General features: G+C 35.7%; 8 protein-coding genes. All 8 read right to left on the bottom strand.

Translation table 11 applies throughout. The features are described from left to right. Nucleotides 1-93 precede the first annotated feature (93 nt). Nucleotides 94-1,338 carry a hypothetical protein gene (locus QL232_RS16085; RefSeq protein WP_281614878.1) on the bottom strand — a complete coding sequence of 415 codons (1,245 nt, stop codon included), beginning with the start codon at nt 1,336-1,338 and terminating at the stop codon, nt 94-96. A 74-nt stretch (nt 1,339-1,412) separates the two neighbouring features. After that, nucleotides 1,413-4,445 (bottom strand): glycoside hydrolase family 2 TIM barrel-domain containing protein, encoded by a 3,033-nt coding sequence (locus QL232_RS16080; protein ID WP_281614877.1) that lies wholly within the window; start codon nt 4,443-4,445, stop codon nt 1,413-1,415. A gap of 271 nt (nt 4,446-4,716) precedes the next feature. Further along, nucleotides 4,717-6,123, bottom strand: coding sequence for a sulfatase (locus QL232_RS16075; RefSeq protein ID WP_281614876.1), 1,407 nt, complete (start codon nt 6,121-6,123; stop codon nt 4,717-4,719). Between the two features lie 249 nt (nt 6,124-6,372). Further along, nucleotides 6,373-8,754, bottom strand: coding sequence for a hypothetical protein (locus QL232_RS16070; RefSeq protein ID WP_281614875.1), 2,382 nt, complete (start codon nt 8,752-8,754; stop codon nt 6,373-6,375). A gap of 253 nt (nt 8,755-9,007) precedes the next feature. Then, nucleotides 9,008-10,087, bottom strand: a complete 1,080-nt coding sequence (locus QL232_RS16065) for a hypothetical protein (protein WP_281614874.1) — start codon at nt 10,085-10,087, stop codon at nt 9,008-9,010. Between the two features lie 25 nt (nt 10,088-10,112). Continuing rightward, nucleotides 10,113-12,044, bottom strand: coding sequence for an FAD-dependent oxidoreductase (locus tag QL232_RS16060; RefSeq protein WP_281614873.1), 1,932 nt, complete (start codon nt 12,042-12,044; stop codon nt 10,113-10,115). A 134-nt stretch (nt 12,045-12,178) separates the two neighbouring features. Then, on the bottom strand, nt 12,179-12,736 hold the full coding sequence (locus QL232_RS16055; protein ID WP_281614872.1) for an SRPBCC family protein: 558 nt from the start codon (nt 12,734-12,736) through the stop codon (nt 12,179-12,181). A gap of 124 nt (nt 12,737-12,860) precedes the next feature. Then, nucleotides 12,861-14,309, bottom strand: coding sequence for a hypothetical protein (locus QL232_RS16050; protein ID WP_281614871.1), 1,449 nt, complete (start codon nt 14,307-14,309; stop codon nt 12,861-12,863). Between the last annotated feature and the right edge of the window lie 119 nt (nt 14,310-14,428).

The following is a 14,428-nucleotide window of genomic DNA, read 5'->3' as shown; positions in this document are numbered from 1 at the left end:
TAGTGCTTGATTGCCTACCACAAATGCTTGGATGTGATGAAAAATCACCCCCTTTTTACAAGAGGTGATTCTTCTATATTTATCTAATTCTGATTACTGTTCGCAGTTAACTACTTCATCACTTTCATTGATGACTGCTTTCTTTTGGTAAGGGAAACCGATGGCTTCTACATTAGAAATTTCTACTTTGTAATAACCATTGGCATTATCTGCATTTCCATCTGCCCTGTAAAGAATAGCTGCAACAGAAGGTGCTGGATAACTCTCACCATCTGGGTGAGGTTTTGAATGGATTAATGGTTTTGCATCACAAGTAATGTATTTAAAGTGCTTAGGCTTTACTTGTGCATTATCGCCATAAGTGGCCTTTACGTTTTTAACGATTGAAGTATTGGCATAATAACCTGGCTTAAGGTTTAACTTTTTCTGGTCTTTGCTCGCATACCCTTTGTCAATTCTTACTGCAAATCCAGTGTTTACGGCTTCGACTCCGTCTACTTCTACATGTCCATTTTTAATAGCATGTGGAGAGATCATCACACTGGCATTTCCATTTTGGCAATAAATATTCTTCGCATAAATGTCATGATTACCGCCAGTTTGGGCATTGTTCATTTTCTTTAAGCCAGTTTCTAAACGAAGCGTTACTCCACCATCTCCCCAAAGGTCTTTGAAAAATACATTTTTTAAGGCTTGTGATTGTACTAACCCATAACCATAGTGTGCTTTTTCAATTCTACAATTTTTAACCACACCATTGTCAGACATCACATATTTACCATTGTATTTTGCATAGCCCATAGTAATAGACGAGAACCTTGAGTTGTCATCAATACAGTTCATATCAGCAATTAAAAAGTTATGGGCATTGTTCATACTAAATACCCTTACTCTCTTATTTTCTGCTTTACTAACATCTACAGTATATTGGCCTTTATCCCCTCTTACACTAAGGTTTTCTACATAATTACCATTCGTTCCGAAATCAAAAATGCCGTAGTTTTTGTTTTTCTTTTCCGGGGCTACAGGATAGATCAAGGCATCTTTTGAAATCACAATATGTACATTTGATTTTACCTCAATACTACCAAAATAATATGTTCCAGCACCGATGTTGATACGTCCTCCATTTTTTAAAGAGGTCATGTCATCAATCGCTTTCTGAAGTTTGTCACTATCATCTTGATTGTCTTTGTTGTTTACCTTATAGTCTTTCACTAGGTCAACAGTTTTAGACACTTGCTTGATTTTGTCTTTGTAAAAATCGCTCTCTTTTTGAGCATAAGTCATACTAGCGCTTACCAAAAAAGCACCTAATGTTACGATAAGTTTTTTCATTTCACGAAAATTTATTGGATTTCATTGAATTGAGCAACGAAAAGTGACTCAATTCAACGTAATAAGTTTAAAAATTAAATGGCCTTAAGTTCGTCCACACATAAACCGTTGGCATGAAGGGTTGTAAGACGAATGGTGTTTGCTCCTGATTGCAACGTTACATTCACTTCATATTCGTTCCAATCACTTCTATATTTGTCTACAGCATGAAGTATTAATTCTTGACTCTCTCCATTTATTGTCAATAATACTTTGTGTTCTTGCATGTCTTTTTTAGAAGCCGAGTACCTAATTTTTAAGGTATAAACGCCTTCGCTTCCGTCGTTCTCTTGGTACCATTCGATATAGCCCCCTTGATTTTTTCCGAAATCGATATAGCCATCACCGTTAAAATTAGCTCCTTCTGCAGAGATTGTTACTTGATCAAAGGCGGCATCTTCTGCTTGGTCTCCTCCAAGGTTTGAGGCCGTTACAACAGGGTTCATTTCGAAACCTTCATCCTCTGCAAATCTTTCATACATTCGAAGTACCTCTGTATTATTGAATAGCACTAATGCCTTCACTGTGGTTCCCAGTTCTATGTCAAAAGCTGTTGTATATTTTGTAGATGCCGTTGTTGGTTCTTGTCCATCAAGGGTATAATAAATGGTAAAATCACCATCAACCGGAGCTCCTCTTAAGGTCATCTTTTGGACATCAATACTCACTTTTTTAGATGTCCATAATCTCTTTTCACCAAGTATAGCACCAACTATAACATTTACGTCACCTGTCTCATCTAAAGATTCTATGTAAGCTCTTGTCAATCCATAAAACCCAATTCTATCAGTAGCTAAATAATGTTTTTCTACATCTACAGGGCTACCATTGTCCAATGCTTTTACTTGCCCAGCACCAAGAACTTTAAAGAAGTTTCTGTTTTCTCCATATGGATAAAATTCCCCTTTGTCATCTGTAGTTGTAATTCTTAACTGAACGATATCCTCTTTTGAATTATTTAATGGTTTACCATCAATAGATAGTTTAATTTTTGATGGCTGATCTGCCGTTGCAATTGTTTCTTCAGAAACGATTTTATTGTTTTTGTATCCTACTGCTTTCAAAGTACCTCCTTGATACCCTACCATCCATTGGCATTGCATTTTATCCCATGATAATCCTGGTTTTTGTTTACCTAATGATTGACCATTAAAGAATAACTCCACTTCATCACAATTTGAATATACCCAAACAGGAATCTCAGTCCCTTTTTCCAATAATGGATGTGTCCAATGAGGAAGAATATGAACCATTGGTTCTTCTGTCCATTGTGATTGATAGAGGTAATACAAGTCTTTTTCAAAATTGGCCATATCAATTGCTCCTCCCATAAAAGATTTGAAAGGCCAGCCTCCATGTACAAATGTTGCTTCACCAATATAGTCATAACCAGTCCAACGGAAAGAACCTGCATAATTAGGCATATCGCGTAATTGCTCAATATTTTGTCGAGAAGTCAGACGTACCATGGCATTGTCATAACTTGAATTAAATAGCTGCTTATAGTTGGCTTTATTCGCAGAAGTTGTCCAGTCAAAAGTAAAAACTTCTTCGTCTGTTAAATCTGGATATTCATAAGGTTGATGACGCACACTTGGGTAACCGTCTCTATACCATGTTTTTGTTCTATAGAATCCACGTACTTGGAAAGTATGTGTATTTTCAGTACCAATAAATACTCGATCTTTCTTTAAGTGGTCAAAAAATCCCTTCCTTTCACTATGTCCATTTACACCAAATACATCCATATAATCAGATCCTGAGTGTCCTGAAGTAACTGGTCTAGTGTTATCTAATTCATGACATCTTTCTACTAAAGCCTTTGCCGCTTCATCTCCTCTCGTTTCATTACCCACCGAGTAGATAATTATTGAAGGATGGTTTCTATCTCTTTTAATCCAATCCGTAAGATCTCTATCCCACCATTTGTCAAAGAAATGTGCTCCATAATCATTTAGTGCTTTTTTATGCCATCCATCATATATTTCATCCATTACGATTAGTCCCATTTCATCACACATATCATAGAATTGTGGAGTTTGAGGATTATGTGCCGTTCGTATAGCATTTACACCCATTTTTTTGAGTTGTTCTAAACGAAAACGGAGAATTTTATCTGGAACTGCAGCTCCCAACGCTCCGGCATCTTGATGATTACAAACTCCTTGAAGTTTTACATTTTCACCATTAATCCAAACTCCTGTTTCTGGTTTCCATTCTACATCTCTAACACCAAATCGGGTAGTATAGGTCTCATGAATATTCTTCGCATCGATTCTAGATACTAACTTATATAAGTTCGGTGTAGACGTAGACCATAATTGAGGATTCTCAATGATTAGCTGTTGTTCTAAAAGCTTTTGATTTTCTGATTCAAGAGCAAATTTTTGTGTAGTAGTTGCAACTACTTTTCCATTCTGATCAACAATTTCTGTGGTTAAAGAACCTTTTGCCTTTTTTCGGCCTTCGTTCTTCACCTCAGTTTCTATTTTAACGACATTTTTCTCCGTTCTAATAAAAATTCCATCAGTAGGAATATTTACTTTTTCCTTAATGTCGATCCAAGTGTTCGCATAAATACCCGACCCTGTATACCATCTTGCTGAAGGCTGAGCATTATTATCGACGCGTACAGCAAATGTGATCGTATTTGATTGATCTACCTCTTCTGTAATATCATATTCAAATGAAATCCAACCATAAGGCCTATTTCCTAATTTCCTACCATTAGCCCATACTGTACTGTTCATAAAAACACCATCAAAAGCAATGCGAACCGCTTTACCTTTCCATTCTTCTGGTACATTGATTGTTTTTCTATACCAACCTATACCCGCAGGAAGATAGCCACACTGTCCTCCCATAGGATGGTCTTTATCGTACTCTCCTTCAATACTCCAATCGTGAGGTAAGTTTAAGTCTCTCCAATCTTTATCATTATAGTTTAACTTTTCAGCTCCGCTATGATCGTCTAGTTTAAACTTCCAGTCTTTATTAAAGTTTAGTCTCTGCTGTGCTGATAATTGTAGGGTCGAAAAAAGTAACCCGAAAATAAGTAAATATTTCATTTGAATTTCATTTTTAAATGATACCCAAAAGTCGAACTCTCCACACGAAAACATGCACCTGTGTGTATATAATGTGTACCTACAAAGTTAAACAGCTGTATTTCTGAATATTAACAAGCAATTTCATGAGGATTGAAACACGCAATGAGACAGTTTCTAAATCTGTGATTTTCCCCTTTTTACGTTTGAAATCAACAAAAAAGAGGTGATAGAAAAACCTATCACCTCAATAACAAAAGTAACTAATACTGTATAAGATTGTTGTCTGAAATTATTTAATGTCTTTACGATTTGCTTTCTTCTTATTGATTTTGAAGTAATGGCTATTTTGTGGTGTTACCTCTTTCCACCCAGCATATACTTCATTTTCCCAATTCAATAATTCTTGTTTCATCTTTGATGCTCTTTTGATTTCCACATCAATCATATTTTTCTTTTCAGAAATGTCATCCACTACATTAAACAGTTCGAATTTTCCTGAATGGTATTTCACCAATTTCCAGTTGTCTTGCATTATTGCAGCATATTGATCTTCGTAAGATCTCATGAAATAAAGATTTCTCTTCTTCATTTTCTTACCCTTCAGAGCAGGCATTAAACTCTTGCCCTGAATGTTATCATCTTTATAAGTCTTACCAGAAGCGATCTCTATTACTGTCGGGAAGATATCAATTGTTTGGATGGGTGTAGCACACTCACTACCTCCTTTAGTTAAAGTTGGATGTTTGATCAACATAGGTACTCTAGCTCCTCCTTCTCCTAAAGTATTGTATCTTTTACCACCAGCTAAAGGTGTATTTTCAAAGAAACTACCTTGGTCTGAAGTCACAATCACTACAGTATTCTCGTCCATTTTTAAACGTTTAAGCGTTTTTAAAATAGTACCTACTGATTGGTCCATACTTTCTACCATGGCATGGTATTCAGCATACTTTTGCGACATTCCTTGGTCTACATATTTCTGTACCAATTCTTTTTTACCAATATGAGGACCGTGAACAGTATAATACCATAAAGTCATCATAAAAGGTTGTGGCTTATCGTAATTCTCAAGAAAATGAACGGCTGTGTCTGTCATCACCTCGGTTAAATACACATCCTTTTGATCATTAAATTCTTGATATGCATTCTTGTCTTTGAAAAATGGTGCATAATAGCTCTTTGGGTGACCAAAGTTACTCACTCCAATTTGTTCATCGAACCCTTGATGAATTGGGTGATAAGGTTCATGTCCCAAATGCCACTTCCCTAAAAATGCGTTGTAATACCCCAATTCTTTTAATTTTTCAGCGTAAGTCACCTCTTCCAACGGAAGCCAGTTTCTTGACCCTCGCTGTGCGGGATCTGTAGACCATAAACCAAATTCTTTTGTATTGCTACCATCAGGCATTTCATGACCAATATGACGAGGCATTTGAATACGAGCGGCTTCTTTACCCGTTAACATAGAAGCTCTACTTGGACTACAAGTTGGCGTCGGTATATAGGCTCTCGTAAACTCTAAACTCTCATTTTTAAATTGATCTAAATTTGGAGTTAAGAAGGATTCATTTCTGTAACCAATGTCTGACCACCCATAATCGTCTACAAACAAGAGTACAATGTTGGGTCTATCTTGAGCAAATGCAGTTGACATTGCTCCTACGATTAGAAGTAAAAGTAATTTGAATTTTTTCATTGCCATTTCAGTTTATTTCACTTTACAAAAATCGTCTATATGGTCTTATGCGATGTATACTTGCATCTAAATAGTGTGTCTCTAGGTCTATTTTGATAGAAAACACTTCTTTTTGATGCTACTGTATAGAAAAACTTCCCATCACAAAAATAGTTGAATGATCTTATTCTAGATCAATGCTTATAAAAAAATAAAACCCCATCACTACATAGTGACGAGGTTTCAATTATTGTAAACTATATAAATAAACTATTGTCTAGCTTCTACTTTTCTAATCTGAATGTTATCCATGTAGAAATCATGAAGACCATCTAATTTCATATCGCCTTCTTTGAAATTTATATTGATGGCACCATAAATAATTTTCTTCATGGTAATTCTTTGACGTAACGTTACCCATTCGCCATATTTCATTTGAGGATATTCACTTAGGTCCCATGGAACATTGACATATACATCCTGGTCTACGGCATCATCATTTGTTGAGATGTTTGTACGGATAATATCCAAAGCACTAGTTGCCTGAGGAACAAAAATATCAATAGAAATTTCGTACTCACCTTCTTCAACAGAGAAGTTGAAAACATTTTTTGAAGTACTGAATTTGTGTGCTCTATTGCTCGAACTACTTAAGTCAAACTTAAAGTGCATACTCGCATTTCCTTTAGATGAATTTGTCGTTACTCTCTCAATAGACTCACCCTCTTTAGGGTTTTTCAAGCTAATAAACCAACCTAGTGGAGACAATGGTTCTTCATCAGATTTGATTAATTCAAAATCCGACATTTCTTCGTCTAGATAAGACATCACTCCTTTCATCATTACTTTTTCTGCATCAAAAGTAGATAGTGGTACATCCAATACCGATTGAATCTTATTACCAGAATAAGCGACCATAATATCATCTGAGTTATAGAAGTTTTCGACTAGATAGATTTCTATCATTTTGTTATTATCATCAGCTACTTTCACCTCTGAAATTGTTGCTGATGCATTTGAATAATTTGCTTCGATGTTTTCAATAGAGATTGTAAAATCATTGATCACCTCTGAAGAAGTAAAGGCCGCAATCTCATGAGTTGTTTCGAAGTAAATCACTCCCGACCCATTATCCATAATTTTACCTTGTTTTTCAGTTGCTTCATTTTGAACCTCAGCCACATTGACCTTTGCCAAAGAAGTAAAATCTAATGTTGCATCTTCATACTTTTCATGATCCTTTCTTTCTAACATCAAAGCAATTCCAAAATCTGAGCCAGCGACTGAATATTCCACTTCGAACGTTGCTTCTTGAGATGTTACATTTTCCACACCATTATTAATTGTCCAAGTTCTGCTTGTTGCTTCTCCGGCTGATTTGTCCACAAAAGTTAACTTATCGCCTTCTTCCAACTCTAATACATTCGCTACCTCTTCCTCTTCCAAAGCTAATGAATGTACAGCATTAGTCATGTCTTCATTTTTATATACTGTGAAAGCTACTTGTAAATCTTCCGTTGTAAATACTTCAATTGTTAAAGGTATTTCAATTTCTTCAGTATCATGTCCTTCTTTTGACAGTGTTAATGTGTGTGGTGTTAGTGGTGCGTTGTCTTCTTCAAAAGCTACTTCAAAAGAAGATGCTGAAGATGTTTGCTCACTACCGTTATTTATTGCCCAAAGTAACTCAACACCTTCTTCTACTTCAGCCATAAATACTAATGACGTTCCATTTTCAATAGTAATTTTTTCACTACTCCCTTCATTTCCAGCATCAATAGTATAGATAGCGTTTTCTAGATCCGTTGAAAGGTATACTTTCACTCCAGCAGTTAATGGTGCAGGTCCTTCTTCAACAGGTTCAGTCACTTTTACCACTACAGGAACTACCACATTCACCGTTAAATCAGGATACATGCCTTCTTTTCTTTCTATGACAATCTGATGATCAGCATATTCTCCAGCTGTATTAAATTGAATCATAGCTTCGTTTCCTTTTGTAGAGTCTTCTTCGGATCCTTCCATTAACCAATATGTTGAAGTATAAAGATCTCCATTCGTTGTATTGATGAATGATAATTCTCCTCCTTGTTCGAATTCAACAGTTGCCCATTCCTCTTTGTTTTCTGGAATAGTCTCTCCTTCTTTTAGTTCATAAACCACTGTTTCACCCAACATTACCTTAAATGCCGGTAATAATTCAGGCACTACAACACTTACTTTTAATGGAATTTCTGTTTGGATTGATGCATCAGGATAATCACTTCCTTCTCTAATAAAAGTCACCTCACCGGCTGCATATTCTCCTTCTACATTATAGATAACGGAAACTTCATTTTCAGTAGATGTTACTCCATCTCCATTACCATTTAGTGCCCAAGATCTACCTGTTGGGTCACCTTCAGTCGTAACATCTTTAAAGGTTAATGTATCACCATACACCAGTTGGATCACTTCCCAATCCTCTTGTTCTGTTGGGTTTAGAATATCCTCCAGTGTAACTGTCATTATTTTTTCTTCTCCTTGATACACTTCATATACAGGAGATAGTTCTGGTATAAGATCTTCTACTTGTTCTTGATCTTCTTTTGTACAACCCACAAAAAAGAATAAGCAGGATAGGATAAAAAGTGATAGCCTGAATTGTTTCATTTCGTTGATGTTTTGCGTTTAAAATTCATTTCATACGAAAAAGTATAGTTCGCATTTTTCATTTGGTTGAATCAAAATTGGTCGAAATAGAAACCTTTCCTGTGCCTAGGTGTACACTTTGTGTATTTATGTATTCATCCTCACACAGACAGACAAAATGATGAAAATATCTACTCAATTGCCTCTTATTGAATAAAAAAAGTTCTACTGATATGTACCAATAGAACTTTTTTAAGGTTAAAAAGAAGAAGGATCACAAGTTCTTCTTATGCTTCTTCTCGTATTTTTTTAGCACTTTTTGATCTTGTTTAGAATGAGAAACTGACTTAAGATACCAATAGATACTTCTACTTATAAGAACATTTTCAGCATTTAGTTTAGGAACCAAAAATGAGGTAGTATTCGGTGTATCAATATTATTTCTTGAAAGGTAATCTGTGAGTTTACTTGCTTCTAGATAACTGTTGAAGTGTATTCCTTCTAACCAATTTTCATTGTAATCATCTTCACTGAAAATGTAATTTAAAACCGTAGTTCTCAATGTCACATTTGTTAGCCTTTGAAGTAATTCCTGTCTTTGTGAGTCATTAGTAAGTTGGAGCAACAAAAGCATCTCATGGTTCGTCAATTCATTGGCTTTTTGAATGTAGTCATTCCAGTATACATCGATACATTCTCCACTTAACTTCAAGGATTCTAGTACAAATAACTGAGCGTCCTTTTCCCCCGATGCTAAAAGTTCTTTGGATGAAGTTTCTGTCAATAACTTTCGATTCTGACTTCTAATTTCTTCTTTAATCTCTGGATGATTTGCCCAATGCCACAATGTAAAACAGGTTAAAGTTGCTCCTTTAACGACATCTTTCTCACCTATAAAAGCTCTTGTAGCTCCAGAATACCCATCGAGATCTTCTTCATCAACTTGAAGGTCATTATAGGTCAATTCTCCAAGTTTTGATATATCGTTCTTTAAAATTCTAGACAGCCTCTTATAGTCTTTGACTGTAAATGCTAAGGTTTGGCCATCTACATGTTTTTCTAGAGACTGCCCTTTGGGAATATCTACCTTAAGGAAATTACCATATCTATCCCAAACCAAAGTAACTGATATTATTTTACACTGATTGGTATAGCACATCACTGAAGCTACTTTTGATGATACCCGAAAAGTTTCCTTGTCAATCTCAAAACTTAGCAATTGTTGTCCTTCATCCTTTAATCCAGGATGGGATAACATTTTTTGAAATGATTGCACCTTTCCACTATCATGATTTACAGGGAATAAACAATACATCACAAAAGATAGTACAAGTAATAATTTCGGTATCATCATATTTGTTGGATAGCTTTAGCTAAAGTTAAGAATATAAACGCACTTCATACAATCGGATATTGTCCGCACCCCAAGTATCCTTTAGTTTCAATTTTACTCCAGTAGTGTTTGTAGCATCGAACGATAACTTCACCAAACGAGTTAAATTGTCCTCCACTTTTGCGACTTCTTTCCATTGCCCATTTACTCTTACTTCCACTGTAAAGTCCTTTAATAATTCTGGAGGAACTGCAGTAACCTGTTTTGCATTTTTATCAGGGTTTTTATGCATCATCATATTTCTTCTCAAGTTGGTATCTCCTTTTAATTCAAGTTGAGAAATTGAAACACTCTTCTCCCATTCAAATAATACTTCAGCATTTTTTCCTTCAGATTCCCAATGGTGCACCACATCGCCTACATCTCTCGAAATACCATTTACTAATAATTGACTATCACCCGACCTTGTAGAAGAGGCAATAATGCTAGATGCTTTTTTCGCTAAGTTATTTTTATCATTTGCTGGCCTTTTTGGAATATAAACATCGTCTCTTAGAAGTTGTTCCTGAAGTGATGCTATATTCTTATTTGCCAAATCTCTTGGTGACCATTTATTATCGATGCATAATTTAGCAGCTGTACCAATGGCTTGTCCCATTAGACCACAAGTTGCTTGTATCCTTGTAGAAGAAAGTGCTACATGCGTTACAGAAACATTTCGCCCTGCAAACATTAAATTTTCAATATTTTTTGAATACAATGAGCGGAAAGGAACTTGATATACTTCATCGAACCTTGCATGAAAATACGATGGAGGTTCACTCGGGTTTTCTATACCACCGGGGCAATGTTCGTCAAAAGACCAACCACCGTAAGCCACTGCATCTTCAAACTGTTTATTGTTCTGCATTTCAGTTTGAGATAAAATATGGTCTCCCATGAAGCGTCTTGACTCTCTTCTACCTGGGAATGAACCCACCCAATCTAATACTATGTTTTCAGACCCGGGATATTCGCCTGAATTTTTCACATGGTCCCAAACACCATGCATATAGCCCAATAGTTTATGACGATTTTCTTCATAGTCTGCGATGATATCATAATCACTTCCTAGTTCTACCCACCAATAGCCTTCTTTAAAATGTTTGATTCTTCTCTTATTCATCTTATCAGCTTCGTAAGGAATCATAAACTTAGGAGGGAAATATTTTACAGGACGGCCCATATCTTTTGTAATCATCATCACGGAAGCCCCCATTTGCCATCCATCAGCTTTATCCGGAGCAAATGATTCGTTGAATTCAGATTTTCCTTCTCTTCCGGTGCGGTATTCTGCACCTGATTGAGCTGCCATTAAACCATCACCCGAACAGTCACAAAACATCTTACCTTCTATTGTATAGTAGGTTTCAGTGGTTGACTGCCAACATAGGATATCTGAGATTTTATTGTTTTTAGTACTGGTATCTAATGCCTGCGTATTAAGCATTACATCTAGATTCTTTTCCCTTGTCACAAAGTCATACACCACATGATCCCAAACAGGGTAAGATTCTTGTGGATTATAATGCCAATTTTCGATGAGAAGCTCTTCTACAATACCTGTTTCCCTTTCTATTTTATGTTTGTTCTTTAGGTGCATAACCCCATTCACCGTTACCCTTATTTCGGAGGAAGCATTACCTCCAAGTACAGGTCTATCGTTTATCAAAACGGTCTTTGCTCCTGTTCTTGCTGCTGCGACAGCCGCACAGATTCCTGCAATACCAGCACCAACAACAACGACCTCATAAGATACTTTTTTATGTCTTGAAGGCACCCCTTTTTTACCTTCACCGACCTGGTACCAGTTGTCTTTAACTCGTTTTGCCTGCTCTTTTATATTCCCATTTTTGTCTTTTGCACTAGCAGAGGATACCCCAACTCCAGTCGCTACAGTTGCTAATGTTGTCTTCTTAAAAAAATCTCTTCTTTTCATTTCATTACTTCTTTGTTATTCAAACAAATATGTAAAAGTGAAAAAGAAGGGATGTCTGTTTCAATCATTAGATTGTCTCTTTGGATCAATAAAAAAGCTCAGCAAAAAATGCTGAGCCTTAGACTTATTACCCCTTATTTGGTTACTAACTCTCGTTCGACATAAATTTTCAAATCATTTTGAACTCGTTTAAAGTTCTCTTCAAATCTTTTTTCGACTTTTCCTTTAAAGATGGAAAAGACACTTTTCAAGCTCACTTCTACTTCAAATACTACTACACTTTGGTGAGGTCCTTTCTCAATTACTGACTGTTTATCTGAAGCAAATTCGATAAAGCTTGGAAGACCATCTCCATAAAATTTCAATGATCTATTCTCATCAGAATATTCCGTGATTACTTCTACTAAAGTGATCGTTTTACCTTTATTCTCTGAAGTAGTTTCTCTTGCTGGAATGGGTGCTGAAGGGTCTGCAATAATATTTGTAGGGGTTTTTTCTATTGCTTTTGAAGACTTGACTACTGTGGTCCAATCAGCTATATCGTCAAACTGTTGGCCTAAAACTTCCCACACTTTATCTGCGGGTGCATTGATAATGGTTGATATCTTAACGTTAACGTTTGCTTCTTTATTTTGGGCATCTGCAATGTTAATACCCATCATAAGTAGAATAAAAAGAGCAATAGATCTCATAGCCTTAGAATTAAAATACATTGTTTTTGAATTTGATCTAAAGCAAAGATGGAAGTTCGTTAAGCAAATAATTTGGAGGATTGGTCTAATCTTTAGGAAAATCAGACCAATCCTTTTTCTGAAGCTATAATTCGTTAAATACTAATTGATCCAATACATGCTCTTTTTTGTCTTTATCAACTACGATAATTTTGACAAAAGATGTACGCTCAGGTACAACAGTATTCAAATCAATTCCTTTTAAAGGAGACACTTGATGAAGTTGAATATCTTCAATCAATTTATTTTTGTCATTAAAACATTGTAAGAGTAACTCTCCTTGAATAAAGGTGCCATATTGTGCGGTCACTTTATGCTCTTTACTATCGTATGTAAGCTTATTGGTCACTACCCCCGTTTCGTTTAAAGATAAAACTGGTAAACTTAATACTTGAGCTGCTGCATGCGTTTCTTTAAAGGTAAATTCTTCTCCTCCCTTTAATGTGTAAATAGGTGTTTTAACCTCTGTCTCAAGGTAACCCGTTTCTAAACCACTATTATAGATCGCAATATTTACATCATGATCGTATTTTAATTTAGGATCATATTTTTCAAAATACTTGGCGAAAACTTTGTTCTCTAATTTGTTAGCATAACATACCCAAGATGAAGAAGAAATGATATGAAACCCACCCATCATATTATAGTCGAAATATATTTCAAAAATCCCTGGAGCCACTTCACCTGTCCAATTGGTTCCGATATTATAGAATTTCTCCACATGTTCCGGATTATTTTTATCTAGTGGAAATCTTCTTCTGTTAACAAATCTCCAATGCGATTCTGGTGTTACATTAATATGATACTGCTTGCCATCAGGTAATTGCAATTCTGGACTAAAAGGAATGTAAGCCACAAAGTTTTCACCGTCTTGTTTTTTTACATCTGACCAAGATTGGTGTTGACTACTCAACATAATTCCTCTCTCAATTGTAGTTTTCCCTACATTTTTCAACGTATGGAGATAGTATACCTTACTAGAATTCTGATCAATAGATAAAGACCTTGAGTATTGCATAGACTCTTCTGGTACTTTTGGTACACTAAACCTTTTCTCTTTCGGAATCCATTTGGGTACAGGTAAATGTTGTACTCCCGATTGAATATCAATCTCAGCTTGCCCCTTCTTCTCTTCTATTTTCGTTACCGTATAAGGTGCATCACCAATTACTACTGGAGGGGGCCATCTTTTTGATCTTTTACCATCAGCTCCCAAGGCACAATTCTCTACAGGAGTAGGTACTAAACGGTAGCCTCCAAAATTTCTCCATTGATTGCTTTTTACTTCATCGGAAGACGAGTATTTGTTACCAAATTCTTTAGGATTTACCCAAAGTGAATTGGTTTGATCAAGACTGTATTCTAAAACACGGCCACCAGCTTCAGGAACGACTGCAACACTTATAAATTCGTTGCTCAGAATGTAAATGTCTTCCCATTTCCATCCTTTGTAATCTTTTATCTTCTCAAGTTCCTGTGCAGAAGAATAAAAGAATGATAGTAATAAACTGATCAGTACTAGTTGTTTTTTCATGATTTATTTAATTAGCAATGATTATTAAAAACTATGAAAAGGACCTATCTAAAAAAGATAGCCCCTTTACTATAAATAAGCATCCGTGATATAATGAAGAGTTCTTATACACAGATGCT

It is taken from the genome of Flammeovirga sp. SubArs3 (assembly GCF_947387565.1).
Lineage (GTDB): Bacteria > Bacteroidota > Bacteroidia > Cytophagales > Flammeovirgaceae > Flammeovirga > Flammeovirga agarivorans.
Note: the sequence above shows the minus strand (reverse complement) of the source record. Positions and strands in the feature narration are given on the sequence as shown.